Origin of the sequence: Arminella tubonensis (assembly GCF_003240585.1) — a bacterium.
Classification (GTDB): domain Bacteria; phylum Pseudomonadota; class Alphaproteobacteria; order Rhizobiales; family Rhizobiaceae; genus Rhizobium; species Rhizobium tubonense.
Genome location: NZ_PCDP01000001.1, coordinates 317,679 through 341,957, shown reverse-complemented (window position 1 = coordinate 341,957; position 24,279 = coordinate 317,679). Strand labels below are relative to the sequence as shown.

24 protein-coding genes are annotated in these 24,279 nt (G+C 60.7%); 5 read left to right on the top strand and 19 right to left on the bottom strand.

Features of this window, described 5'->3' with window-relative positions:
• Positions 1–5: 5 nt before the first annotated feature.
• The 14 genes from rarD to CPY51_RS01700 all read right to left on the bottom strand — a co-directional run bounded on the left by rarD (position 6) and on the right by CPY51_RS01700 (position 14,643).
• Complete coding sequence (rarD, locus tag CPY51_RS01765) at positions 6–953, bottom strand: EamA family transporter RarD (protein ID WP_111158320.1); 948 nt, start codon at positions 951–953, stop codon at positions 6–8.
• Positions 954–1,057: 104 nt separating this feature from the next.
• On the bottom strand, positions 1,058–2,674 hold the full coding sequence (gene cimA / locus CPY51_RS01760; protein WP_111158319.1) for a citramalate synthase: 1,617 nt from the start codon (positions 2,672–2,674) through the stop codon (positions 1,058–1,060).
• Positions 2,675–2,860: 186 nt separating this feature from the next.
• Positions 2,861–3,823 (bottom strand): prolyl aminopeptidase, encoded by a 963-nt coding sequence (pip, locus tag CPY51_RS01755; RefSeq protein ID WP_111158318.1) that lies wholly within the window; start codon positions 3,821–3,823, stop codon positions 2,861–2,863.
• A complete protein-coding gene (locus tag CPY51_RS01750; RefSeq protein ID WP_420820655.1) occupies positions 3,820–4,305 on the bottom strand; it encodes a GFA family protein in 486 nt (161 codons plus the stop codon). Before CPY51_RS01750 ends, pip begins: the two co-directional genes overlap by 4 nt.
• Positions 4,302–4,667: an endonuclease domain-containing protein gene (locus CPY51_RS01745; RefSeq protein ID WP_111158317.1), complete on the bottom strand. Its 366-nt coding sequence runs from the start codon at positions 4,665–4,667 to the stop codon at positions 4,302–4,304. The genes CPY51_RS01750 and CPY51_RS01745 overlap by 4 nt, the downstream gene beginning before the upstream one ends.
• A 194-nt stretch (positions 4,668–4,861) precedes the next feature.
• Positions 4,862–6,247, bottom strand: coding sequence for a cysteine--tRNA ligase (gene cysS, locus CPY51_RS01740; protein WP_420820654.1), 1,386 nt, complete (start codon positions 6,245–6,247; stop codon positions 4,862–4,864).
• 361 nt (positions 6,248–6,608) lie between these two features.
• Positions 6,609–7,349 carry an SDR family NAD(P)-dependent oxidoreductase gene (locus CPY51_RS01735; protein ID WP_111158316.1) on the bottom strand — a complete coding sequence of 247 codons (741 nt, stop codon included), beginning with the start codon at positions 7,347–7,349 and terminating at the stop codon, positions 6,609–6,611.
• Positions 7,350–7,462: 113 nt separating this feature from the next.
• Complete coding sequence (purF, locus tag CPY51_RS01730) at positions 7,463–8,953, bottom strand: amidophosphoribosyltransferase (RefSeq protein WP_111158315.1); 1,491 nt, start codon at positions 8,951–8,953, stop codon at positions 7,463–7,465.
• A 164-nt stretch (positions 8,954–9,117) separates the two neighbouring features.
• Entirely contained in the window at positions 9,118–9,753 is a 636-nt protein-coding gene (locus CPY51_RS01725; protein ID WP_111158314.1) for a CvpA family protein, read from the bottom strand.
• Between the two features lie 91 nt (positions 9,754–9,844).
• Positions 9,845–11,248, bottom strand: a complete 1,404-nt coding sequence (radA, locus tag CPY51_RS01720; RefSeq protein ID WP_111158313.1) for a DNA repair protein RadA — start codon at positions 11,246–11,248, stop codon at positions 9,845–9,847.
• Positions 11,248–11,559, bottom strand: a complete 312-nt coding sequence (locus CPY51_RS01715) for a type II toxin-antitoxin system RelE/ParE family toxin (RefSeq protein ID WP_275540446.1) — start codon at positions 11,557–11,559, stop codon at positions 11,248–11,250. The genes radA and CPY51_RS01715 overlap by 1 nt, the downstream gene beginning before the upstream one ends.
• The gene (locus CPY51_RS01710) at positions 11,559–11,813 is read right to left on the bottom strand and encodes a type II toxin-antitoxin system ParD family antitoxin (RefSeq protein ID WP_111158311.1); all 255 of its coding nucleotides are present in this window, start codon (positions 11,811–11,813) and stop codon (positions 11,559–11,561) included. Before CPY51_RS01710 ends, CPY51_RS01715 begins: the two co-directional genes overlap by 1 nt.
• A 49-nt stretch (positions 11,814–11,862) precedes the next feature.
• Positions 11,863–13,029 (bottom strand): alanine racemase, encoded by a 1,167-nt coding sequence (alr, locus tag CPY51_RS01705; RefSeq protein ID WP_111158310.1) that lies wholly within the window; start codon positions 13,027–13,029, stop codon positions 11,863–11,865.
• Positions 13,030–13,146: 117 nt separating this feature from the next.
• Positions 13,147–14,643 carry a replicative DNA helicase gene (locus CPY51_RS01700; RefSeq protein ID WP_111158309.1) on the bottom strand — a complete coding sequence of 499 codons (1,497 nt, stop codon included), beginning with the start codon at positions 14,641–14,643 and terminating at the stop codon, positions 13,147–13,149.
• 351 nt (positions 14,644–14,994) lie between these two features.
• Here CPY51_RS01700 and CPY51_RS01695 point away from each other — a divergent pair, with 351 nt between their 5' ends.
• Genes CPY51_RS01695 through CPY51_RS01685 form a run of 3 tightly spaced genes read left to right on the top strand, consistent with a single transcriptional unit; the run spans position 14,995 to position 18,211 of the window.
• A complete protein-coding gene (locus CPY51_RS01695) occupies positions 14,995–15,438 on the top strand; it encodes a MarR family winged helix-turn-helix transcriptional regulator (RefSeq protein WP_111158308.1) in 444 nt (147 codons plus the stop codon).
• An 8-nt stretch (positions 15,439–15,446) separates the two neighbouring features.
• Positions 15,447–17,126: an MFS transporter gene (locus CPY51_RS01690; protein WP_111158307.1), complete on the top strand. Its 1,680-nt coding sequence runs from the start codon at positions 15,447–15,449 to the stop codon at positions 17,124–17,126.
• A 17-nt stretch (positions 17,127–17,143) separates the two neighbouring features.
• Entirely contained in the window at positions 17,144–18,211 is a 1,068-nt protein-coding gene (locus CPY51_RS01685) for an HlyD family secretion protein (protein ID WP_111158306.1), read from the top strand.
• 285 nt (positions 18,212–18,496) lie between these two features.
• Here CPY51_RS01685 and rplI read toward each other — a convergent pair whose 3' ends face one another.
• The 5 genes from rplI to CPY51_RS01660 all read right to left on the bottom strand — a co-directional run bounded on the left by rplI (position 18,497) and on the right by CPY51_RS01660 (position 22,327).
• Positions 18,497–19,072, bottom strand: coding sequence for a 50S ribosomal protein L9 (gene rplI / locus CPY51_RS01680; RefSeq protein ID WP_111158305.1), 576 nt, complete (start codon positions 19,070–19,072; stop codon positions 18,497–18,499).
• Positions 19,073–19,092: 20 nt separating this feature from the next.
• Positions 19,093–20,046, bottom strand: a complete 954-nt coding sequence (locus CPY51_RS01675) for a DUF2232 domain-containing protein (protein ID WP_420820657.1) — start codon at positions 20,044–20,046, stop codon at positions 19,093–19,095.
• Between the two features lie 241 nt (positions 20,047–20,287).
• Entirely contained in the window at positions 20,288–20,536 is a 249-nt protein-coding gene (gene rpsR, locus CPY51_RS01670; protein ID WP_004122103.1) for a 30S ribosomal protein S18, read from the bottom strand.
• A 12-nt stretch (positions 20,537–20,548) separates the two neighbouring features.
• Positions 20,549–20,998, bottom strand: a complete 450-nt coding sequence (rpsF, locus tag CPY51_RS01665) for a 30S ribosomal protein S6 (protein ID WP_111158624.1) — start codon at positions 20,996–20,998, stop codon at positions 20,549–20,551.
• Between the two features lie 285 nt (positions 20,999–21,283).
• The gene (locus tag CPY51_RS01660) at positions 21,284–22,327 is read right to left on the bottom strand and encodes an aldo/keto reductase (RefSeq protein WP_111158623.1); all 1,044 of its coding nucleotides are present in this window, start codon (positions 22,325–22,327) and stop codon (positions 21,284–21,286) included.
• A gap of 193 nt (positions 22,328–22,520) precedes the next feature.
• On the opposite strand from CPY51_RS01660, the gene fabD reads away from it, so the two are divergent.
• Positions 22,521–23,465, top strand: coding sequence for an ACP S-malonyltransferase (gene fabD, locus CPY51_RS01655; RefSeq protein WP_111158303.1), 945 nt, complete (start codon positions 22,521–22,523; stop codon positions 23,463–23,465).
• A 48-nt stretch (positions 23,466–23,513) separates the two neighbouring features.
• The gene (gene fabG, locus CPY51_RS01650; RefSeq protein ID WP_111158302.1) at positions 23,514–24,251 is read left to right on the top strand and encodes a 3-oxoacyl-[acyl-carrier-protein] reductase; all 738 of its coding nucleotides are present in this window, start codon (positions 23,514–23,516) and stop codon (positions 24,249–24,251) included.
• Positions 24,252–24,279 lie beyond the last annotated feature (28 nt).

Sequence of the window (24,279 nt, the reverse complement as noted above, 5' to 3'; positions counted from 1 at the left end):
GCAAGCTAGGACAAGGTATCGTTAACCGTGTCTCCGGCGGCTTGCCGGCCCCTGGCCTGCCGCAGCATCGACCAGCTGTAGAGAACAAGACCTGCCCAGATCAGCGGGAAGGCAATCATCCGCGCTGTCCCCAGCGGTTCCTTGAAGATGAACACCGCGATGATGAATATCATCGTCGGCACGATGTATTGCATGATGCCGATGGTGGAGAGGCTGAGCAGCTTGACGCCGTTTGCGAAGATCATCAGCGGCAGTGCGGTTACCAGCCCGCAGCCGATCAGCAGCGACGTATCGTAGATGCCGGTGCGATAAAGATGCCCTTCGCCCTGCGCTTCCAGATAGACGATGTAGAAGAAGGCCGGCACGCAGAGCAGCAGTACCTCGATGAAAAAGCCCTGGTTGGGACCGACGGGCAGCGTCTTGCGAAGGAATCCGTAGAACCCCCAGGAAAGCGTCAGCGCCAGCGCGACCCAAGGGAGGCCACCGGCATCGAAGGCAAGGACGGCAACGGCGATGGCCGCGAGCGCGATGGCGACGATCTGCGTCGGCATTAGCTTCTCTTTCAGCAGCAGCGAGCCGAGCGCGATGCTGAAAAGCGGATTGATGAAATATCCAAGCGCTGCGTCGAGCGAATGTCCGTTGCCGATCGCCCAGACATAGGTGCCCCAGTTGATGGTGATCAATATCGCAGTCACCGAGGCCATGGCGACGATTCTCGGTGTCCGCAGCGCGGCCATCACGTCCCCCATCCGGCCGAGCATCAACAGGACGATGCCCGCGACCGGGACCGACCAGACGATGCGATGGGCGATCACCTCCAGCGACGGGATATGACCAACCGCCTTCATGTAGAACGGCAGCACGCCCCACATCAGATAGGCCGAAAGCGCAAAGGCGAAGCCACGCGCCCCGTCGTTGTTTGGCGTCACCGGAGCAGATGCGTCGACCGCCATTTGAATATCCCGTCCTGTTGTTTGTTGGGACGGGCTTACATTACCGGCCTCTGATGGGCCAATTCATTTCGTTGAAGACTGGTTCGTCACTTTCGTCACTGGCATTACTCCGCCGCGATCTTTCCGGCCATCTGCCGGTTCTTCATCAGCTTGTAGACGACCGAGTCCATCAGAGCCTGAAATGAGGCGTCGATGATGTTTTCCGAGACTCCAACCGTCCACCAGCGCACGCCGTGGCTGTCGTTGGATTCGACCAGCACGCGCGTGATCGCCTCGGTGCCGCCATTGAGGATACGCACCTTGAAATCCGCCAGCACGAGATCGGCGATTTCCTCCTGGTATTTGCCGAAATCCTTGCGCAGCGCCAGATCGAGCGCGTTGACGGGCCCGTCGCCTTCCGCCACGGACATGATGGTATGTCCGTCTATGATCATCTTCACGACGGCTTCGGACACGATCTTCACCCGACCATGGGAATCGAACCGGCGCTCGACCATGACGCGAAAGCCGTCGATGGAAAAGAACTCCGGGATGGTACCCAGCGTCCGTCGCGCTAGCAGCTCGAAACTCGCATCCGCGCCTTCATAGGCATAGCCGGAGGATTCCCGTTCCTTGACGATCGAGATCAGCATGTCGAGCTTGGGGTCGTCCTTGGCGACCTCGATGCCGCGCCGCTTCAAGGCATTGATGAAGTTTGCCTTCCCACCCTGATCCGACACCATGACCTTGCGAAAATTGCCGACGGTCTCGGGCGGCACGTGTTCATAGGTCCGGGGGTCCTTCAGCAGGGCCGAGGCATGGATACCGGCCTTGGTGGCGAAGGCGGAAGCACCGACATAAGGCGCCTGATGGTCCGGCGAGCGGTTCAAAAGCTCGTCGAAAGCATGCGCAAGCCCGGTGAGCCCTTCCAGTCGCGCCGCATCGATCGCCGTTTCGAAACGGACGTTATAGCTGTCCTTCAGGGCCAGCGTCGGGATCAGCGTTACGAGGTTGGCATTGCCGCAGCGCTCGCCGATGCCGTTGAGCGTGCCCTGGATCTGCCGGACGCCGGCATCGACCGCGGCCAGCGAATTGGCAACCGCCTGGCCGGTGTCATTGTGGGCGTGGATACCAAGTGCCGTGCCTGGAACGCCGTCGGCGATTACAGCCTCGACGATGGCGCGGATTTCGGACGGCTGCGTTCCGCCGTTGGTGTCACAGAGCACGACCCAACGGGCGCCGGCTTCATAGGCAGTCCTCGCGCAGGCAACCGCATAGGCGGGGTTGGCCTTGTAGCCGTCGAAGAAATGCTCGCAATCGACCATCGCCTCCTTGCCGGCCGCGACCGCTGCCTTGACGCTCTCGGCGATGCATTCGAGGTTTTCCTCGTTCGAACAGCCGAGCGCCACTCGCACGTGATAGTCCCAGGCCTTTGCGACGAAACAGATCGCGTCGCTTTTGGCCTGCAGGAGCGTGGCGAGCCCCGGATCATTCGAAGCGGAAACCCCAGCGCGCTTGGTCATGCCGAATGCGACAAAAGATGCCGACTGTGTCCGCTTCTCGCTGAAGAAGGCCGTATCCGTCGGATTGGCCCCGGGATATCCGCCCTCGATATAGTCGAGGCCGAATTCATCCAGCATGGAGGCAATCGCAATCTTGTCCTCGACCGAAAAATCGATGCCGGGCGTCTGCTGCCCGTCACGCAAGGTCGTATCGAAGAGGTAGATTTTTTCGCGTGTCATTGGGTTTTCCATCCGGTGGATTTTTCTATGCCGCGCTCACCCCCCTCTGTCGACGATGTCGACATCTCCCCCACAAGGGGGGAGATTTGGCACATGAGGCCGCCGCTCGCCGATCTCCCCCCTTGTGGGGGAGATGTCACGAAGTGACAGAGGGGGGTGAGCGGCATCGGCATTTCTTCTTCGTCCCTAAACTGCCTTCCCGGCAAACTTGTCCGTCGCCCGTATCAACTGATCCAGAATGCCCGGCTCTGAATAGGCATGTCCCGCGCCCTCGACGAGATGGAAATCCGCTTTCGGCCAGGCCTTATGCAGTGCCCAGGCATATTTCGCCGGGCAGGGCATGTCGTAGCGCCCCTGGACGATCGCGCCGGGAATATCCTTGAGCTTGACCGCGTCGCGGATCAGCTGGCCTTCGTCGAGCCAGCCGGCATTGACGAAGAAATGGTTCTCGATGCGCGCAAAGGCATATGCGAATTCCGCTTCCTCGAAATGATCGCTGGTGGAAGGCTCCGGCAAAAGCGTGATCGTCTCGCCCTCCCAGATTGCCCAGCTCTTGGCGGCTGCGACGCGAACGGCCTTGTCCGTATGCGTCAACCGCCTGTGATAGGCGAGCATCATTTCGTGGCGCTCCTCGGCAGGGATTGGCGCGATGAAGCGCTCCCACTTGTCCGGAAACATCTCGGAGACGCCGAACTGATAATACCAGTCGAGCTCTGCCTTGGTCAGCGTGTAGATGCCGCGCACGATCAGCTCGGAAACCCGCTCCGCATGCTTTTCGGCATAGGCAAGCGCCAGCGTAGAACCCCAGGAGCCGCCGAAGACCAGCCATTTATCAGCACCGGTCATCTCGCGGAGCCGCTCGATATCGGCGACCAGATGCCAGGTCGTGTTCGCCTCGAGCTCGGCATTCGGCGTCGATTTTCCACAGCCGCGCTGGTCGAACAGGATGACATCATAAAGCGACGGATCGAACAGCCGCCGATGGCTTGGCGAGATCGTCCCGCCAGGTCCGCCATGCAGGAAGACGGCGGGCTTGGCACCCGGCGTGCCCGCGCGCTCCCAATAGATGACGTGGCCGTCACCGACATCGAGATGGCCGGAAGCGTAGGCCTCGATTTCAGGATAGAGCGTGCGAAAAACTTCGGTCATTGGGGAGATTCCTGTGGTGGCCAATGCTGGGTATCGTGGTCGGGATGCTGGTAGGAAACGACTTCAAGCAGATATGGCGCCGCCGCGACATCGTCCTCGGTTCTCTCGCCGGGTAGGGTGTGCAGTGTATCGACAAACGGTAGCTTCGCCTCGATGCCGAACTGCACGACCGGCGGCAACAGCGATGGATCGTCGAAGGCGCCTGCTGCGATCGCCAGCCCATCCGGCGCTTCAAACGTCAGCGGCGTCCCGCAATCGCCGCAGAAGCCGCGCTCGACGAGATTAGAAGACCGGAACCGCTTCCGCTCCCCGCGCGTCCACTCGAACGCCGCGCCGCGGACGGAGACCAGCGGCGCATAATAGGCCCCGAAAGCCTTCTGGCACATCCGACAGTGACAGATCGATGAATCCTTGAGCTCGCCTGTAACGCGGAAACGCACCGCGCCGCACTGACAGCCGCCTGTGTGGGTGAGGATGGTCATGGGATGGTTCCTATAGTGCTAACGATGTGGCCGCAGACATTTGTGATGTCCTGCAGGACATCGTCGTTCCAGAAGCGCAGCACGGTCCAGCCGTCCTGCCGAAGACGGCCCGTGCGTTCGCTGTCGTACCGGATTTCCTCATCTTCGCCATGTTGCGATCCGTCAAGTTCGACAATCAGACGATGGGATGGGCACGCAAAATCAACGATGTATCCGGCGATCGGCATCTGGCGTCGAAAGCCAAGACCCATCAGGCGATGGGCTCGGAGTTCGTTCCATAGTTTTAGTTCCGCGTCGGTTAGTGTGCTTCGCATCTTGCGGGCGTTGGCGCGGTTCTTTGGAGGGATCGGTGTATGCGGCACGCGACCCCCCTCTGTCACTGCGTGACATCTCCCCCACAAGGGGGGAGATTGGAGTATGCCGTTGGTGCACGCAATCCTTAGCAATCGAGGGTCGAATCGAACAAGATTTGCCGGAATGCCGTAGCCCCCACGAATTCCCAATCTCCCCCCTTGTGGGGGAGATGTCACGAAGTGACAGAGGGGGGTATCCGCACTCACCGCTTAACCTCCCAAGTCGTCACCCGCTCGCCCGTCGCCGCGTCCTTTCCGTCCTTCAACTGAACGCCCTTGGCCGAAAGATCATCCCTGATCTTGTCGGCTTCAGCGAAATTCCTGGCTTTCAGCATCTCTAGCCGCATCGCCACCAGCGCGTCGACTGCCAGGACGACGGCATCGTCGATTTGGGCCTTCTTGGGCAACACACCGAGAAGTTCCGCGCTGGCAGCAAACCGGCTCAATACTGAAGGGTCCGCATTGGCGGCTTGGGCCAGTGCATGCAGCGCCTGCACGGCCCCAACGGTGTTGAGATCGTCGGCAAGTGCTGCAAGCACGGTTTCGTCGACAGTCCCGTCACCCGCATCCGCAGCCGGCCATTTCGCAAGCAACCGCTCGGCTTCCTCCAGCCGCTTGATCGAGAAATCGATCGGCTCGCGGTAGTGCGTCATCAGCATCGCCAGCCGCAGCACTTCGCCCGGCCATTTCCGGCCGCCGAATACCTCCGTATGCAGCAGGTCGTAAATCGTGACGAAATTGCCTTCGGATTTCGACATCTTGCGGCCTTCGACCTGCAGGAAGCCGTTGTGCATCCAGACATTGGCCATGACCTCGGTGCCGTGGGCGCAGCGCGACTGGGCGATCTCGTTTTCGTGGTGCGGGAAGATCAGGTCCAGCCCGCCGCCATGGATGTCGAAGACATCGCCGAGATAACGCCCGCTCATTGCAGAGCATTCGATATGCCACCCCGGACGGCCGCGACCCCAGGGGCTTTCCCAGCCGGGTTCGTTCTCGTCGGAGAGCTTCCAGAGCACGAAGTCGCCGGGGCTCCTCTTGTGAACGTCGACGGCAACGCGGGCGCCGGCCTGCTGTTCATCGAGATTGCGCTTGGACAGCTGGCCGTAGTCCGCCATGGATTTGGTGTCGAACAGCACTTCGCCACTCGCCCGATAGGCGTGACCCTTGGCAATGAGCTTTTCGATGATCTCGATCATCTGGGCAATATTGTCGGTCGCGCGCGGCTGCTCGCTCGGCTCCAGGCATCCGAGCGCCTTCACATCGTCGAGATATTGCGTCTCGGTCTTCTCGGTGACTGCGCGGATCGCTTCGTTCAACGGCAGACCCGGAAAGTCGCGCAAGGCGCGCGCATTGATCTTATCGTCGACGTCGGTGATATTCCTGACATAGGTGACGTGGCTGTCGCCATAGACGTGACGCAGCAGTCGGAACAGCACGTCGAATACGATGACCGGGCGGGCATTGCCGATATGGGCGAAATCATAGACCGTCGGGCCGCAGACATACATGCGAACATTATTCGCATCGATCGGCTCGAACCCGGTCTTCTCGCGTGTCAGCGTGTTGTAAAGCTTGAGCTTAGTGCCCATTCCCAGTCTCCCAAAACCCATAAATGACGACACCCGGGTCCGGACGTTTGTCTGCGCTAGGTTTTGCAAGGAGACGAAAACGGCCAGGCCAGCGGGATGCTAGCGAATAATCTTCCGGCAGATAATGCAGGTAACCGTTTTCATGGCGCGCTTTATCGCGCGGATGGGGGAATTGGTCAAGAGGTGGGTAGGGACATCAATGAAGCTCTCGCCAAGTCGCCCCCCTCTGTCGGCCGGGCCGACATCTCCCCCACAGGTGGGGAGATTAATATGCCGAGAGAGCGCGGCATCCCCCAATCTCCCCCCTTGTGGGGGAGATGTCACGAAGTGACAGAGGGGGGTGCGCCGCAGGTACAGTCGTCTATTCCGGCAGCCGGTAATCCACCAGCTTGTTCTCGCGAACAATAAACAGCCTGCCGGTCTCTGTAACGTCATCCCCCACCAGCGGCAGGATCGCCTGTGCCACATCGCGTGGATGCTGCACCGTCTCCGGATCCTCGCCAGGCATCGCAAGCGCCCGCATGGCCGTACGTGTAGCGCCTGGGTCGACACTGGTGATCCGCAAAGACGTCCGCTGGGTCTCGCCGGCCCACGTGCGGGCGAGCGCTTCGACAGCTGCCTTCGACGCGGAGTAGGGGCCCCAGAACGGCCGACACTTGTGCGCGGCGGCGGAAGACAGGATCACGGCGCGACCGGCATCGGAGCGCATCAGCAGCGGTTCGACCGAGCGAATGAGCCGCCACGTTGCAGTGACGTTGATGGCCATCACCTTCTCGAACACCTTGGCCTCGACATGGCCGATCGGCGAGATCGTGCCGAGCACACCGGCATTGGCGACAAGGATATCCAGCTTTCCCCAGCGCTCGAAGATCGAGCCGCCCAGCCGATCGATCGCATCCATGTCGGCAAGGTCGAAGGGAACGAGCGTCGCCGTGCCACCGGCAGCCTTGATGGCATCATCGAGCTCCTCGAGGCCGCCGACCGTGCGGGCGCAGGCAATGACATGGGCGCCCGCTTTGGCCAGTTCCAGCGCGGTGAAATAGCCGATCCCGCGCGATGCGCCGGTGACCAGCGCGATCCTGTCTTTCAAATTGACGCTCATGATGCCGTATTCCCTAGGTCTCGGAGAAAATGAGGGGCGAGGAAACGCCCTCATATCAGCGCCCCCACATCAGGGAAAGGGTCTAGGCGTCAACCGACCCTCACCAGCTTCGATCAGCCGTTGCTGGCCAGCACCGACAGCTTGCGCACATTGTTCGTGCTTTCGCGGTCGAGCAGCCGGGTCGGGTAGTCTCCGGTGAAGTAATGGTCCGTGAACTGCGGATTGGCATTGTTGCGAGGACTTCCGCCGACAGCGCGATAGAGCCCGTCGATCGACAGGAACTCCAGCGAATCGGCGCCGATGAAGTCGCACATCGCCTGCAGGCTCTCATACTGGTTCGCCAGCAGCTTGTCGGCATCCGGCGTGTCGATGCCGTAGAAGTCCGGATGGTAGATCATCGGGCTGGCAACGCGGATATGAACTTCGCTGGCGCCGGCCTCGCGGATCATCTGGACGATCTTCACCGAAGTCGTGCCGCGCACGATCGAATCGTCGACCAACACCACGCGCTTGCCCTCGAGGATGGCGCGGTTGGCCGAGTGCTTGAGCTTGACACCGAAGGCGCGGATGGACTGCGTCGGCTCGATAAACGTGCGCCCGACATAATGGTTGCGAATGATGCCGAGTTCGAAGGGAATGCCGCTTGCCTGAGCATAGCCGATCGCCGCCGGTGTACCGCCATCGGGAACCGGCACAACCAGGTCGGCCTCGACAGGCGCTTCCTTGGCAAGATTGATGCCCATGTTCCGGCGGGCGACATAGACGTTGCGGCCGCCAACGACCGAATCGGGGCGGGCAAAATAGACATATTCGAACAGGCAGAGCCGTTCCGGCTTCGGCGCATCAGCCTTGCGGCTGTCGATGGTGATCGAACCGTCCTGCTGGATTTCGCAGATGATGACTTCGCCGTTCTCGACGTCGCGCACGAATTTCGCGCCGATGATGTCGAGCGCGCAGGTCTCCGAGCAGAAGATCGGCTTGCCATCGAGCTCGCCCATGACCAGCGGTCGGATGCCGATCGGATCGCGCGCTGCGATCAGCTTCGTGCGGGTCATGGCTAGCATGGAATAGCCGCCTTCCATCTGGCGGATAGCGTCGATGAAGCGGTCGGAGGAGGAGGGGTGCTTGGAGCGGGCAATGAGATGGAGGACGACTTCGGTATCGGACGTCGACTGACAGATCGCACCATCGGCGATCAGCATGCGGCGCATTGTCAGGCCGTTGGTGAAATTGCCGTTGTGGGCGATGGCGATACCGCCGACCTCGAGCTCGGCAAACAATGGCTGCACGTTGCGCAGAATGGTCTCGCCCGTCGTCGAATACCGGACATGGCCGATGGAACGGTCGCCGGGAAGGCGGGCAAGCGTCGCAGGGTCGGTGTAGTGATCGCCGACGAGGCCCATGCGCCGCTCAGAATGGAAGCGCTGGCCGTCGAAGGAGACGATGCCTGCCGCCTCCTGTCCTCGATGCTGCAGGGCGTGTAGCCCGAGCGCCGTCAGCGTGGCGGCATCCGAATGGCCCAGGATGCCGAAGACGCCGCATTCCTCATGCAGCGTATCGCCGTCGCTATCATCCTCGGTGGAAAAAGACTGGGTCTGGTTCATGGCGGCAGGCCTTTGCTCTCACTGGGGTTCGGTTCGGGCAGCGTCGCGGCTGGCGGCTAAAATAACGGAAAATCCGGCCTAGCAAAATGCCTGGCCGGATGATTGTGTCTGATGCCCCTCAGATGGCCATTCTGGCCTAGCGGGTCAAGTGTGTAAACACAGCGTCAATTGTTCGTTTGTGGCGCAGCGGGCGCCGGTGCCGGCGTGGCCGGTGCGTCGTCGGAAGGAGCCGCATCATTCGCCGTGCCGTTCTCATCGGTCGTCGGTTGCTTCTGCGGCGTCTGGATCTTGTCGTTGACGTAGGTGTGGATCATCTGCGCGATCTGCTCGGGCAGCATCGATTCAAGCTTCACCACCATCGAATCGAGGAACGGCTTCGACTTGGCGTTGTTGACCCAGTCGGGCCGATGCGCCGTATCCACCAGCCAGTTCCAGAAGGCCACGGCGACGACCAGCAACAGGACGCCGCGGGCGGCGCCGAAAAGGAAGCCGAGCGTCCGGTCCAATGCGCCGATGCGGCTGTCGATGATGAAGTCGGCGATCTTCATGGTGATGAAGGAAATGATGATAAGGGCGATCAGGAAGACAACCGCTGCCGAGCCGACGATCGCGATGCGCTCGTCGTCCGTGTAGCGCTTTGCATAGGGCATGAGCAAAGGGAAGAGATAGTAGGCCGCCGCGGCGGACCCGCCCCAGCTTACGATCGAGAGAACTTCGCGGGAAAAACCGCGTACCATCGCCAGGATCGCAGAAAACAGCACGACACCGATGACAATACCGTCGAAAATCGTAATGGGCATATAAAATCCACTCCAAGACTTGCCATCATTACATGGCTGCCGTCTGCCTCAGTACATATCCCGTGCCGTCAACGCGATCGGCAATGAGCAATCAGTCTTCGTCTTCCGCCTGACGCAAAGCGCCCTTCGATCCCGCGACCAGCGCCACCATATCAGGCAGGCTGCCGATCTCATTCCAGCGTCCGCCGTTGCCTTTCGGCAGCTCGGCGGAGCCTGATGGCAGAAGCGCTGTAGAAAATCCCAGCTTCTCGGCTTCCTTGAGACGCTGGGCGGTGTGTCCAACCGGTCGAACGGCGCCCGACAGACTGACTTCGCCGAAATAGACGCAATCGACCGGAAGGGCAAGACCGGCAAGGGATGAAACCAGTGCAGAGGCAACGGCAAGGTCGGCTGCAGGTTCCGAAATGCGGTAGCCGCCGGCAATGTTCAGGTAAACGTCGTGTCCGCCGAGCCGCACGCCGCAATGGGCTTCAAGCACGGCAAGGATCATCGACAGTCGCGCCGAGTCCCAGCCGACGACGGCGCGACGAGGCGTGCCGAGCGATGTCGGCGCCACCAGCGCCTGTACTTCGACCAGGATCGGCCTCGTTCCTTCCATGCCCGCAAAGACCGCGGCACCAGGCGATTTGGCGTTGCGTTCGCCAAGGAAAAGCTCGGATGGATTGGCAACTTCGCGAAGCCCGATGTCGGACATCTCGAACACGCCGATCTCATCCGTCGGACCGAAGCGGTTCTTGACGGTCCGGAGAATCCGGTAGTGGTGACCCCGATCTCCTTCGAAATAGAGCACGGCATCGACCATGTGCTCGACAACGCGGGGCCCGGCAATCTGCCCGTCCTTGGTGACATGCCCGACCAGCACCATGGCGGCGCCCGTCTGCTTGGCAAAGCGGATCATTGCCTGCACGCCGGTTCTGACCTGCGTCACGGTTCCAGGTGCCGATTCCGCAAGCTCGCTCCAAAGCGTCTGGATCGAATCGATGATGACCAGATCCGGCCGTTTGCCCTCGGCGAGGGTCGCCAGAATATCCTCCACGTTGGTCTCGGCCGCGAGCATCACATCGGTGTCGGCAGCGTTCAGCCGCTGCGCACGAAGCCTGACCTGCGCCACGGCCTCTTCGCCCGAGACGTAGACGATCTTGTGCCCGCGTCGGGAAAGGGCCGCGGCTGCCTGCATCAGCAATGTCGATTTGCCGATCCCGGGATCGCCGCCGACGAGCACGGCCGATCCCCGAACAAAGCCGCCGCCGGTGGCGCGATCGAGTTCCGAAATGCCGGTCTCGATGCGCGGCGCTTCCTCGATCTCTCCCGAGAGAGGGGTCAGCGCCACAGGGCGCCCCTTCTTCGGCACCTTGCCCGGCCCGGAGCCGATCCCACCCATCGGGTCTTCCTCGACGATGGTATTCCACGCACCGCAGGATTCGCATTTTCCCGCCCAGCGATTATGGATCGTGCCGCAGTTCTGGCAGATGAATTGTGTTCTGGCCTTGGCCATCAAATGCTGCTTTCGGTAAAATCTTCAGGCGCAATGTCCTGTCGTCCATGAAGGATTCGCACAACATGAATGTTGTTCTCTTCCAACAGGAAATAAATGCATCGATTTCGATAGGGCACTGCTTTCAACCCCGCAAGCAACCAATCCCTCGGGCTTCCGGAAAACCCGGAGCGAGCGATTGATTCTATTTTGGCATTGATTTGCCGCAGGAGCCTATTCGCGGCAATCGGATCGTCGTCCGCTATGTACTCATACATAGACAGCAGATCGTCGATCGCGCGTTGGGAGAGGCGAACCTTACGGGCGAGAATCAGCGTTTCTCCGCGGATCTCTGTATGATGTGGGCCGTCAGGTCGTCAGCACTGGAAAATTCCATGAATCTTCCTGCTGCAAAGTCGTCTTCGCCTTCCTGGATCAGCGCCCGCAATTTCGCAATTTTGGCCTCGCGCTTGCGAAGAAGCCTCAGCCCAGCGCGAACCACCTCGTCGGCGTCCTTGTAGGAGCCGGATTTCACCTGCTCTTCGATGAAGGCATTCTCGGTTTCATCCAGATGAATGATGGCCATCACAAATCTCCTGTCGCCACCGTCATATAACATCGGGCGGAGAATATTCCTACTCCTCGGAGATATAGCGCCGATGATGGCGCAGCCCCATGCCGGTCAGCATTTCATAGCCGATCGTGCCTGCAGCCCGAGCCGCGTCGTCGACCGCAATGTTGCTGCCGAAGAGTTCGACATAGTCCCCGGCGTGCACCAAATCGTCCGGCACATCGGTGACGTCGAAGATGGTCATGTCCATGGTGATGCGGCCGGCGACCGGAACGCGGTAACCGGCGACAAACCCCTGTCCGCCGGGCAGTCCGGTCTGCCGCAAGGGCACTCCGCCGCTCGAAAGGCTGCGCATGTAGCCGTCGGCATAGCCCGCGGATACCACGGCCAGGCGGCTATCCCTGGTGAATTGCATCGCGCGGCCATAGCTGACCGTCTCCCCGGCCTTGACTTCGCGAACCTGAATAATCCGGGCTTCGGCGCTGACGACGGGGCGCATCGGATTTGCCATCCCGTTGACCGCTTCGCCGCCATAAAGCGAGATGCCTGGGCGGGTTAGGTCGAAATGGTAATCCGATCCAAGAAAAATCCCGGCTGAAGCCGCCAAACTTGAATCGATGCCTTCGAAAGCCGTGCTAACCCGCCGGAAAGACTCAAGCTGTTGCCGGTTCATGGGGGAGGAGGGCTCGTCGCCACAGGCAAGGTGGCTCATGACCAGCACCGGCGAGAAGCTCGCGGGCCGCGAAACATCGTCGGCGAGCGCAATGGCGTCTTCGACCGTCAGTCCCAGCCGATTGAAGCCGGTGTCGACCTGGAGCGCGCAGGGGTAGTCGCCGTAATCTGAAAGAACCGCCATCCAGAACGCCAGCTGTTCGTCGGACGAGATCACTGGGACGAGGTCGTTTTCAAAGAACAGCCGCTGCATTCCCGGCCAGATGCCGGCAAGAACGAAGATGCGGGCATCCGGCGCATAGAGCCGGAGCGTCACTCCTTCGTCCGCCGTGGCAACGAAGAAATCGCGGGCACCGGCCAGGTACAGCGCCTCGCCGGCGTCTTCGATGCCAATTCCATAGGCATCAGCCTTGACCACCGCCGCAGTGCGGGCGCTGCCGGAACGGCGGGACATGTCGCGCCAGTTTTCGACGAGCGCTCCAAGATCGACAGTCAGCCGTAGCCCGGCGGTTTCGAAGGCGTCGTAGGTGTCGTCGAACTCGTCGGGAATGTCAGTCATGGAACCGCCGTGAATAAAAAGGGCCGGAGAGGGGATGCTTCTCCGGCCAAAGTAAAGCGTATAGAAGTCAAGAGAAAGGCTGTGGCACCATGTCAGCGCCACGCTATCGCGATTTTCTCAATGCTCCTCGTATTGGATGAAGGATGAATCGGCGAGATCGGCAAAACGGGTGAACTCCGCCTGGAAGCCCATTCTCACGGTTCCGGTCGGGCCGTGACGCTGCTTGGAGATGATGACATCAGCCGTTCCCTTGACCTTTTCGAACAGCGCCTCCCACTCGGCATATTTCGGATCGGCGGGGTCGCGCGGCTCGGAATTCTTCACGTAATATTCCTCGCGGAACACGAACAGCACGACGTCCGCATCCTGCTCGATCGAACCTGATTCGCGAAGGTCGGAGAGCTGTGGACGCTTGTCATCGCGATTTTCGACCTGGCGCGACAGCTGCGACAAGGCGATGATCGGAACGTTCAGTTCTTTGCCAAGCGCCTTCAGCCCCGTGGTGATCTCGGTGACTTCCTGCACGCGGTTCTCGCTCGCCTTCTTGGAGCCGGTCATCAGCTGGATATAGTCGATGATCAGCACATCGAGGCCACGCTGGCGCTTCAGGCGCCGGGCACGCGCCGCAAGCTGGGCGATCGAGATGCCACCGGTCTGGTCGATGTAGAGCGGCACCTTCTGCATCATCATCGAGCAGGCGACCAGCTTTTCGAAATCTGCGTCGTTGATGTCGCCGCGGCGGATCTTCGAGGAGGAGACTTCCGTTTGCTCGGAGATGATACGGGTTGCCAGCTGTTCCGACGACATTTCCAGCGAATAGAAGCCGACCACGCCGCCGTTCTTGGCTTTAGTCGATCCGTCCGGCTGAACTTCGCCTTCATAGGAGGCGGCGATGTTATAGGCGATATTGGTGGCAAGCGATGTCTTGCCCATGCCGGGACGACCGGCAAGGATGATCAAGTCCGAGCGCTGCAACCCGCCCATCTTGCTGTCGAGCGAATGAATGCCTGTGGAAATGCCCGAAAGCCCGCCATCACGTTCCTTGGCGACCGCCGCCATGTCGATCGCCATCGCCACGGCATCGTTGAAGGACTGGAAGCCGCCGTCGTAACGCCCGTTTTCGGCGAGTTCGAACAGCCGCCGTTCCGTATCCTCGATCTGCGTCTGGGGCGGCATGTCGAGCGGCGCGTCATAGGCGATATTGACGACGTCTTCGCCGATGGTGATCAGCGCCCGGCGGAGCGCCAGATCGTAGATCGCCCGGCCGTAGTCTTCCGCATTGATGATCGACACCGCTTCGGCGGCAAGACGCGCCAGATATTGCGCCACCGTCATGTCGCCGACTTTCTCGTCGGCTGGAAGGAAGGTCTTGATCGTCACGGGATTGGCGATTTTGCCCATGCGAATGATGTCGCCGGCAACTTCGAATATCTTCCGGTGCAATGGCTCGTAGAGGTGGACGGGCTTCAGGAAGTCAGAGACGCGGTAGTAGGCATCGTTGTTGACGAGAATGGCACCGAGCAGGGCCTGCTCCGCTTCGATATTGTTCGGAGCTTCGCGGTAGTGCTGCTCTGGCGGAGCAATGGCGGCGATTTTTCGCGCTGCTTCGTTCATCGTCTTCCGTTTCTTATCCTAGTGTTTTTTCTGGTGCGAGGTGTGCGTCCATCCTGCGTTCGGGTCAATGGCGATGGACCGAGAGTTCATCGCCTGGAGCTAATTCGTCCGAGCTATGCACGTTGTTCCACTCATCCACAGGGTCATCGGTGTTTTGCGAAAAAAGCCTGTTGTGGCCTTGGTGCAACGAATCACCACGCGCGACTCACTCTTGGAATTTGTCGGATGCTAGCCTAGCGTTCGCTTCCATGCCATATGCTGTCCTCCTGGAAACCTTGCATTGAAAACAACAGGCAACCGGTTTACATCGTCTGGAATAAATTAGCATGCTAATCATATGAAACGACATTGATGTCCAAGACACCGACAAATCGCGAGCTGTTCGACGAGTTCTCCGCTTTCAACAGAAAGCTCAGGGCGGGCTTTGATGCGCTGGTGCGGGAACGCGGCATGACGCTGGCTCGGGCCCGGGTGTTTTTCGCCCTCTCGAAGAGGGACGGCATCAACCAGCGGGAGCTTGCGGACGAGCTGGAACTCGAGACGCCGACGCTGGTCCGCATCCTTGACGCGATGGAAGCGCAGAAATTCATCGAGCGGCGCAGTACGCAGACCGATCGTCGCGCCAAGCAGATCCACACGACGGAAGCCGGAAAAGTGATCGCGGCCGAGATCGACGCCCTTGCGACGCGCGTTCGAGGGGAGATAATGGATGGAATATCGGACGAGGATGCAGCGGTGACCCTCAAGGTCATCCGAATGATGGCCGCAAACTTGCAGACGGTGGTCAAAGGCTGAGGTCGAGCATGAGCGCTGAACAGGCCCGGATCGACGAAGTCTCCACTGGAGAGGCGGAAGCGACCGCGCCGCAGGAGCCGATCCCGGCGCCGGCAACGCCCGCCGCTCCGCCCATGCCCTGGTGGATGTCGCTGTGCTACATTCTCGCCTCGGTGATGTTCTTCCTGACCCAGGGGCTCGGGCTGAACCTTGCGCTTGCCAATCTCACCCAGATCCAGGGTACCATCGCCGCGACGACCACGGAATCGGCCTGGCTATCGGCGGCCTACATGGCGCCGAATGTCAGCCTCGCGATCGGCCTCGTCAAAATCCGCATGCAGTACGGCGTGCGCAATTTCGCCGAGATCAGCATCATCGGCTTCGTTGTCGCCTCGCTGCTCAATCTGTTCGTCTCCGACCTGCAGTCGGCAATTGTTGTCCGATTTTTGAGCGGCATTGCCGGCGCGCCGCTGTCGACGCTCGGCTTCCTCTATATGCTTGAGGCATTTCCGCCGGCGAAGAAGCTGACGGTCGGCGTCAGCCTTGCGATGATGAACACGACGCTTGCAGCACCCATTACCCGGCTTGTCTCGCCGGCGCTGCTGGATTTCGGGGAATGGCGCGGGCTGTACACGCTGGAGATGGCTCTCGCGCTTCTGGTGATGCCGATCATCTACCTGCTGCCGTTAACCGCGCCGCCGCGGGTCAAGGTGATCAATTTTGGCGATATCGGCAGCTATCTGCTGATTGCCATCGGCTTCGGCTGCCTCGCCATCATACTTTCTGTGGGCAGGGTCTATTGGTGGCTTGAGGTGCCCTGGCTCGGTGTCCTGCTGGTGGTCTGCATCGTGACGCTGATGCTCGCTGTGCTGATGGAGCTCAACCGCCCAACGCCACTGATCGACGTGCGCTGGCTTTTGTCACGAGAGAACCTGCTCTTGACCGGCATATTGCTCGTCTTCCGCATGATCGCCGCGGAGCAGACCTCGATCATCATGTTGCTGTATCAGAATATCGGGCTGCTCTACGACCAGCTGCAAACACTCTACTGGATCATCTTGAGTTTCTCCATCATTGGCGGGCTCATCTGCGCCGCCTTGATGAACCTCGGATATGGCTGGCAGATTCAGTTCGTGGCGCTGATCATGATGGCAACGGGCTCCTTTATGGACAGCCAGCTGACGACGTTTACCCGTCCCGACCAGATGTATCTGAGCCAGGCATTGGTCGCGGCAGGTGCAGCACTCTTCCTGCCACCGTCGATGTCGATCGGTTTTCGCGCTGCCTTCGCCAAGGGTCCGCCATATCTCGTCACCTTTTTCGTGATCTTCCTGTTTACCCAGAGCATCGGTGGCCTGGTGGGCACGGCCTTCTACGGCACACTGGTCACCATCCGCGAAAAGTTTCACTCGGGCGTGCTCGTCGAACACGTGCTGCTGACCGATCCGATCGTTGCGCAGCGCGCCGCTCAACTGGCGGCAGGCTACGGAAAGGTGATCGGCGATAGTGTTCTTCTGAATGGCGAGGGCGTGGCGCTGCTCGGCCTGCAGGTCACCCGCGAGGCCTATACGCTCGCCTATGGAGACGCCTTTTTCACAGCCGGCGTCATCGCCCTGATGGCGCTTGCCTGCCTGATTATTCATCTTGTTTTCCAGGCCTTTAGCGCCCGTCGCTCCGATCCGGCGCCTGCAATCGCGTCCAACCCTTGAGGAAATGAAGTCGCTCCATGTCGAAGCTCGTCCGTTCCCCCATCGAAGTCGTGGCAGCCCTTGCGGGCGTCGGAGGCGTCATGTTGGTGCTCTACGCCTGGCACCTGCCGCCCTTCAAGACCTCCGTCGAAACCACCGACGATGCATATGTCAAAGGCTACGTCACCATCATCAGTCCGCAGGTCAACGGCTACATCACCGAAGTGCCGGTCAAGGACTATGAGACGGTCACGCAGGGACAGGTGCTCGCAAGGATTGACGACCGCATCTATTCGCAGAAGCTTGCCCAGGCTCACGCGACGCTGGACGGGCAGAAGGCGGCGCTCGCCAACTCGCGCCAGCAGGAACTTGCCGCGCAGGCAGGCATCGCCTCGAGCCAAGCACAGATCGACAGCGCCAATGCCGGCCTGAAGCGCGCGCAGCTCGCCTGGGATCGCATCGACACACTGGTCCACAAGGGCGTGTCGACCACCAGTGATTCCGAGACGGCGCAGGCGGCGCTCGAGCAGGCGAAGGCCTCCGTCAACCAGGCCCAGGCAGCACTTGAGGTCTCGCGGCAGAACCTGACGACGATCATCGTCAACCGCGCCTCCCTGGAGGCCGGCGTCAGCGGCGCGGAAGCTCTGGTGCAACTCGCCGACATCGATCTGCAGAATGCCACGATCAGCGCGGCCACGGCCGGGCGTGTCGGCGAAGTCGGCGTCCGCCTCGGCCAGTATGTCACCCCGGGTACGCAGCTCATGGCCCTGGTGCCCAGCGACGTCTGGGTCATCGCCAATTTCAAGGAGACGCAGCTCGACGGCATGAAGATTGGCCAGCCGGTGTCGGTCTACGTGGACGCACTCGAACACCAGCGGCTGAATGGCCATGTCGAACGATTCTCGCCGGCTGCGGGCTCCGAATTTGCCGTGATCAGGGCCGACAACGCCACCGGCAATTTCACCAAGATCGCCCAGCGTGTCGGCGTCCGCGTCTCGATCGACGCCGGCCAGCCATTGGCAGCCAGCCTCACCCCCGGCCTTTCTGTCGTTGTGTCAGTGGATAAGAATTCCAAGCCGCAACCACCGGCCACTCCAACGCAGTAGCCGATTTCCGGGAGGCGGAGGCTCGGCGAACACAGAGCAAGCGGCCCCCTCATCCGGCGCTGCACGCCACCTTCTCCCCGCTGGGGAGAAGGGGAGCAAGCCGCAAAAGCGAAAGTGGCTGATTCCCCCTTCTCCCCTCGGGGAGAAGGTGCCCGAGGGGCGGACGAGGGGTGGCTCGACGAACACAAAGCAAGCCGCAATTCACAAGAGCAAGTTCAGGCGACGGACGCAAAAAACCCGGACCTTGCGATCCGGGTTTCGATTTCGCAATAAAGCGAAAGCTGCTTATTCGTCTTCGGCGTTGCCGTCGGCATCCGGATCGAAGAAGTCTTCAGGACGTAGTGCGTCTTCGTCGACGCCGTAGATCGCGTCGGCCGAAGTGAGGGTCTCGCCCTTCTTCTGGCGGTCTGCTTCTTCAGCCGAACGGGCAACGTTGAGTTCGATCGAGATTTCGACTTCGCCGTGAAGAGCGATGACGACGTTGTGCAGGCCGATGGCCTTGATCGGCGTGTTCAGGTGAACCTGGTTACGGCCGATGTTGAAGCCTTCTGCAGCGAGGATTTCGACGACGTCGCGGGCAGCGACCGAGCCGTAGAGCTGGCCGGTTTCGCCTGCAGAGCGCACGACGTTGAAGGACTTGCCTTCGAGAACGTCGGCAATCTTCTGGGCTTCGCTCTTGCGTTCCAGGTTGCGGGCTTCGAGCGTCGAGCGTTCGGCTTCGAAGCGGGTCTTGTTGGCGGCGTTGGCGCGAAGCGCCTTGCCGAGCGGCAGCAGGTAGTTACGGGCAAAGCCGTCGCGAACCTTGACGACTTCGCCCATCTGGCCGAGCTTCGGTACGCGTTCGAGAAGAATGACTTGCATCTTGGTGTCCTTTCGATTTTTTAAGGTTTGATATCGGGTTGTTTCGAGGCATCCACATCCTTGTTCGGGGTCAGCGCGATCGCTTTGCGCGTGTCGGACAGGCCAAGAACGAGGATGAATAGGGTCGGCAGGACCATGGTCGCTGCCAGGTAGCAGATGACGAGAACAGGCAGGCGCCAGTCCTTGCCGCGGGTGCGGTAGTGCAGGGCGGCAAAACCGGAGATCAGGAAGCCGGCACCGAAGGCGCCGAAAACGGTCGCACCGATCATTGCCGGTATGCCGCCGGCAAAGCAGGCGACAAGGCCGGCCAGGAACACGAAGATTGCGTTCCGGTTCATCCTCAGCGCCGACGGAATGTCTTCGCGTGGCCGGAAATTGCTGCCCGAGGCCGTAACGATCCGGCTCGCGATATAATAGGCTGCAAAGAGCATGACGACCCAAAGCCCAGCCTGCAGGGCAGGCAACATCAGCACGATCAGCGACTTGGTCTGTGCCGTCGCCGAGGGATCGGGCGTGAAGGAGGGTTCCTGCGCCTGCACCGCGCTCATCAGGGCATCGACCATCTGGTTGGTCAGATCAGGGCCATAGCCGATCATGATGCCGACGACGATGACGGCAACCGTCACCAGGGCGCAAAGCTGTACGACGATATCGGAGAGCGGGTACCAGGCGGTAAGATGGTCGGGGCCGCCGAGTTCGGACGCCGGACGCGCGAGGTTCGCCAGATGGCTGAGCCAGCCGGCAGGTGCCAGCGTCACCAGCGTCATGACCAGGGCAAAGGCCGGGGAGATGGCCACCGCACCAAGGACAAAAGCCGTAACGATCGAGACGATCGCGGCGATGTTTCCCCAGCCGAGGCCGGCAATCAGGATAGGAAGAGCGGACGCTGCATAGAGAACCGCGCTGAAAGACGGCTGCGCGTTCGCACCCAGCACGAGCAGGGTAGCGGTGAGACCGGCAAGCGCGCCGATCATGAGCAGTCTCGGGTTCAGTTTCTTCACGGTCGCTGTCCTGCTTGATCAAGCAGTTAGAGGACATCTCCTGAATCAATCTCTCAGGAAACAAGTCCCCAACATGGGGTTTCACCCGGGATCGCGTTCAAGCCGAAGCTTTGCGACATACCCTGGCATCGAGGTTTCCGATCCGCGCCCACCGCGAAAGGGAGAAGGGAAGGCATCGCTGCCTCCCCCCGTATTGATTACTGATCGAAGCCGATTAGGCGACGACGTAAGGCAGCAGGCCGAGGAAGCGGGCGCGCTTGATCGCCTGGGCGAGTTCGCGCTGCTTCTTCTGGGAAACGGCCGTGATGCGGGAAGGAACGATCTTGCCGCGCTCGGAAATGTAGCGCTGCAGGAGGCGAACGTCCTTGTAGTCGATCCGCGGTGCATTTGCGCCCGAGAACGGGCAGGTCTTGCGACGGCGATGGAACGGACGACGGACCGGAGCGGAGGAAACTTCAGACATCTCAGATCTCCCTTAAACGCGATCTTCGCGCGGACGGCGCGGACGGTCTTCACGATCACCACGATCCGGGCGCGGGCCACGGTCGCCGAAGCCACCACGATCCGGACGGTCGCCATCACGACGCGGACGATCGTCACGGTCGCGCTTCTGCATCATGGCAGACGGGCCTTCCTCGTGCTTTTCGACGGCAATCGTCATGTAGCGCAGAACGTCTTCGCTGATGCGCATCTGACGTTCCATTTCCTGCACGGCGGCAGGAGGAGCGTCGATGTCCATCAGGGCGTAGTGAGCCTTGCGGTTCTTGTTGATACGGTACGTCAGGGACTTGAGGCCCCAGTTCTCGATACGCCCGACTTTGCCACCGTTAGCTTCGATGACACCCTTGTACTGTTCTACGAGGGCATCGACCTGCTGTGCGGAAACGTCCTGTCGGGCAAGGAATACATGTTCGTAAAGAGCCATGATGAGCTTTGCCTTTCTTGCGTTTGTGAAACCCGGGATCCAGCGGCTAAGCCTCAACGACTGCTCCTGAGAGGGTTGAACCCCAAGCAAGAAAGCGTTGTTCCGAGACGGTCGAGAGCGGAGACACGGGAGGCTGGAACGCTGCCGTTCCGAACGATCTCCGCAATGGAAACCGGCCCTCCGTTCAGCCACCAGCCAGAAGACCGGGTTTGCGAACAGGGCGGCTTATACGGGTTTTTCGCGGAAACGCAAGCACGCCGCCGCAACTATTCCAACCCAAAGAGGTCACATCGGCATAGGATAGAGCCGGTGAACCTTCTCTATTTCGGCAAGGACGTCGGCGGAAAGCGTCAGATCGACGGCCCCCAGATCGATCTTGAGCTGATGCATCGATGTCGCGCCGATGATGACCGAGGCCATGAAGGGCTTCGTCAGGCAATAGGCAAGCGCCATGGCCGACGGATCGAGACCGTGCCGTCCGGCGATATCGAGATAGGCCTTGACCGGCGGCTCCTGCAGCGGCTGCAGCCGTCCGCCGATATCGCGGTTGATCGACCCGCGCGAACCCGCCGGCCGCTCGCCGCCGACATACTTGCCGCTGAGAATGCCGCCGGCCAGTGGCGAATAGGCGAGCAAGCCGACGTGCTCGTAGTGCGAAAGCTCGGCCAGATCGAGGTCGAAGTGACGATAGAGCAGGTTGTATTCGTTCTGTGTCGAGGCGATGCGCGGCAGGCCCTTCTGCTCGGCGATCGTCAAGTACTTCTGGATACCCCAGGTCGTCTCGTTGGAAAGGCCGACGGCACGAACCTTGCCGGCCTTGACCAGCTCACCCATCGTCTCGAGGATATCGGTGATATTGGCGACCGCCATTTCGCGATCCTGCGTGAGGGGATTGTAGTGCCAGCTTTGGCGAAAGTGGAAATGGCCGCGGTTCGGCCAGTGGACCTGGTAGAGATCGATGTAGTCGGTCTTCAGCCGCTTCAGGCTGGCGTCGATCGCTGCCCGGATATTGACGGCATCGGCGCCTTCGCCGTTGCGCAAGTAACCGCGACCTTTACCGGCGACCTTGGTGGCAAGGACGATATCGCGGCGCCTGCCGGTCTTTGCAAACCAGCTGCCGATGTATTCCTCGGTGCGGCCTTGCGTTTCCTCAGATAGCGGGGTGGTCGGATAAAGCTCGGCCGTGTCGACGAAGTTGACGCCTTTTTCGACGGCGTAATCGAACTGCTCGTGGGCTTCTGCTTCGGTGTTTTGCGAGCCCCAGGTCATGGTGCCGAGGCAAATTTCTGAAACCGCAATCTCGCTGCGGCCTAAGTGGTTATACTTCATTGGGAAACCTTGGTGCTGGCGGGACGGGCGGGCTTGGAAGGAAGTCGCGAATTTAGGACGGAATTGAGCAAGCGCAAGAGGAAAATCCCCGCTCTTCGCAGCCGCAAAAGCCTGGGTATGCAGGGGAGGCGCTATTGACTCCCGCACAAAGAATGTCAATTGGGGAGCAAACCGCAAGGGAAACCAGATATACATGACCGTTGCTTTCACATTCCCCGGCCAGGGCAGCCAGACTGTCGGCATGGGCAAGGACCTCGCTGAAAACTTTGCCGAGGCTCGCGCCGTATTCGCCGAAGTCGACGAAGCGCTAGGTGAGACTCTTTCCGAGACGATCTTCAATGGTCCGGAAGACAAGCTGACCTTGACCGCCAATGCCCAGCCGGCGCTGATGGCCGTGTCGATTGCGGTCCTGCGTGTCCTGGAAGCCAAGGGTCTCGACCTGAAGACAAAGGTCTCCTTTGTGGCCGGTCATTCGCTAGGCGAGTATTCGGCGCTCTGTGCCGCCGGCACGTTTTCGCTGGCCGATACCGCGCGTCTTCTGCGCATCCGCGGCAATGCTATGCAGGCGGCGGTTCCGGTCGGAGCCGGCGCCATGGCTGCGATCATTGGCCTCGAACACGTCGACGTCGTCGCGATCTGCGAGGAGGCATCGTCGCTGGGCAGCTGCCAGATCGCCAACGACAATGGCGGTGGCCAGTTGGTCATATCGGGCGAGAAGGCAGCAGTCGAAAAGGCAGCGTCGCTCGCAACCGACAAGGGTGCCAAGCGCGCCATCCTGCTGCCTGTTTCCGCGCCTTTCCATTCAGCATTGATGCAGCCGGCCGCCGACGCCATGCGGGAGGCTCTCGCGGGTGTATCGAAGAAGAACCCCGTCGTCCCGTTGATTGCCAATGTCCGCGCGGCCCCCGTGACCGATGCGGACGAGATCGCCAAGCTGCTCGTCGAGCAGGTCACCGGCCAGGTACGCTGGCGCGAGACGATCGAATGGTTCGCCGCCAACAATGTGACAACATTGTATGAGATCGGCGCTGGCAAGGTGCTGACGGGTCTTGCCCGGCGCATCGACAAATCGGTAACCGGTATCTCGGTGAATGCGCCTGCCGATGTCGATGCGGCTATCGCTGGACTGATCGCCTGAGCGGCGAGTGTGGCAACGCACGAATATGCAAGAACGAGGGAAACGCACATGTTTGATTTGACCGGCCGCAAGGCACTGGTAACCGGGGCATCCGGCGGGATCGGCGAAGAGATCGCGCGCCTTCTGCACAAACAGGGCGCAATCGTCGGCCTGCACGGCACGCGCGTCGAAAAGCTGGAGGCGTTGGCGGCTGAACTCGGAGACCGGGTCAAGCTTTACCCGGCCGACCTTTCGGACCGTGACGCCGTCAAGGCGCTTGGCATCAAGGCCGAAGCCGAGCTCGAGGGCGTCGACATCCTGGTCAACAATGCCGGCATCACAAAGGACGGCTTGTTCGTCCGGATGAGCGACGAGGACTGGGACAATGTGATCGAGGTGAACCTCACCTCCGCCTTCCGGCTGACCCGCGAACTGACGCATCCGATGATGCGCCGCCGCTATGGCCGCATCATCAACATTACCTCTGTTGTCGCCGTCACCGGCAACCCGGGCCAGGCGAACTACTGCGCTTCCAAGGCCGGCATGATCGGCTTCACAAAGTCGCTGGCCGCTGAAATTGCGACCCGCAATGTGACTGTCAATTGCGTTGCACCGGGGTTCATCGAATCTGCCATGACCGGCAAGCTGAACGACAAGCAGAAGGAAGCAATCATGGGAGCGATCCCCATGCGACGCATGGGCGCAAGCGCCGAGATCGCCGCAGCCGTTGCCTATCTTGCTTCCTCCGAAGCCGGTTATGTGACGGGCCAGACCTTGCACGTCAACGGCGGCATGGCCATGATCTAAAATGGCAATTTGCTTTTGAAGGGCATTT

Excerpts from the sequence above, each read along its gene's own strand:
- fabD (WP_111158303.1), top strand. The coding sequence starts at position 22,521 with ATGACCGTTGCTTTCACATTCCCCGGCCAGGGCAGCCAGACTGTCGGC.
- CPY51_RS01685 (WP_111158306.1), top strand. The coding sequence starts at position 17,144 with ATGTCGAAGCTCGTCCGTTCCCCCATCGAAGTCGTGGCAGCCCTTGCG.
- purF (WP_111158315.1), bottom strand. The coding sequence starts at position 8,953 with ATGAACCAGACCCAGTCTTTTTCCACCGAGGATGATAGCGACGGCGAT.
- rplI (WP_111158305.1), bottom strand. The coding sequence starts at position 19,072 with ATGCAAGTCATTCTTCTCGAACGCGTACCGAAGCTCGGCCAGATGGGC.
- CPY51_RS01750 (WP_420820655.1), bottom strand. The coding sequence starts at position 4,305 with ATGACCATCCTCACCCACACAGGCGGCTGTCAGTGCGGCGCGGTGCGT.
- CPY51_RS01675 (WP_420820657.1), bottom strand. The coding sequence starts at position 20,046 with ATGATCGGCGCGCTTGCCGGTCTCACCGCTACCCTGCTCGTGCTGGGT.
- CPY51_RS01710 (WP_111158311.1), bottom strand. The coding sequence starts at position 11,813 with ATGGCCATCATTCATCTGGATGAAACCGAGAATGCCTTCATCGAAGAG.
- radA (WP_111158313.1), bottom strand. The coding sequence starts at position 11,248 with ATGGCCAAGGCCAGAACACAATTCATCTGCCAGAACTGCGGCACGATC.
- fabG (WP_111158302.1), top strand. The coding sequence starts at position 23,514 with ATGTTTGATTTGACCGGCCGCAAGGCACTGGTAACCGGGGCATCCGGC.
- CPY51_RS01690 (WP_111158307.1), top strand. The coding sequence starts at position 15,447 with ATGAGCGCTGAACAGGCCCGGATCGACGAAGTCTCCACTGGAGAGGCG.
- rpsF (WP_111158624.1), bottom strand. The coding sequence starts at position 20,998 with ATGGCTCTTTACGAACATGTATTCCTTGCCCGACAGGACGTTTCCGCA.
- CPY51_RS01660 (WP_111158623.1), bottom strand. The coding sequence starts at position 22,327 with ATGAAGTATAACCACTTAGGCCGCAGCGAGATTGCGGTTTCAGAAATT.
- alr (WP_111158310.1), bottom strand. The coding sequence starts at position 13,029 with ATGACTGACATTCCCGACGAGTTCGACGACACCTACGACGCCTTCGAA.
- rpsR (WP_004122103.1), bottom strand. The coding sequence starts at position 20,536 with ATGTCTGAAGTTTCCTCCGCTCCGGTCCGTCGTCCGTTCCATCGCCGT.
- CPY51_RS01695 (WP_111158308.1), top strand. The coding sequence starts at position 14,995 with ATGTCCAAGACACCGACAAATCGCGAGCTGTTCGACGAGTTCTCCGCT.
- CPY51_RS01700 (WP_111158309.1), bottom strand. The coding sequence starts at position 14,643 with ATGAACGAAGCAGCGCGAAAAATCGCCGCCATTGCTCCGCCAGAGCAG.
- CPY51_RS01725 (WP_111158314.1), bottom strand. The coding sequence starts at position 9,753 with ATGCCCATTACGATTTTCGACGGTATTGTCATCGGTGTCGTGCTGTTT.
- rarD (WP_111158320.1), bottom strand. The coding sequence starts at position 953 with ATGGCGGTCGACGCATCTGCTCCGGTGACGCCAAACAACGACGGGGCG.
- cimA (WP_111158319.1), bottom strand. The coding sequence starts at position 2,674 with ATGACACGCGAAAAAATCTACCTCTTCGATACGACCTTGCGTGACGGG.
- cysS (WP_420820654.1), bottom strand. The coding sequence starts at position 6,247 with ATGGGCACTAAGCTCAAGCTTTACAACACGCTGACACGCGAGAAGACC.
- pip (WP_111158318.1), bottom strand. The coding sequence starts at position 3,823 with ATGACCGAAGTTTTTCGCACGCTCTATCCTGAAATCGAGGCCTACGCT.
- CPY51_RS01735 (WP_111158316.1), bottom strand. The coding sequence starts at position 7,349 with ATGAGCGTCAATTTGAAAGACAGGATCGCGCTGGTCACCGGCGCATCG.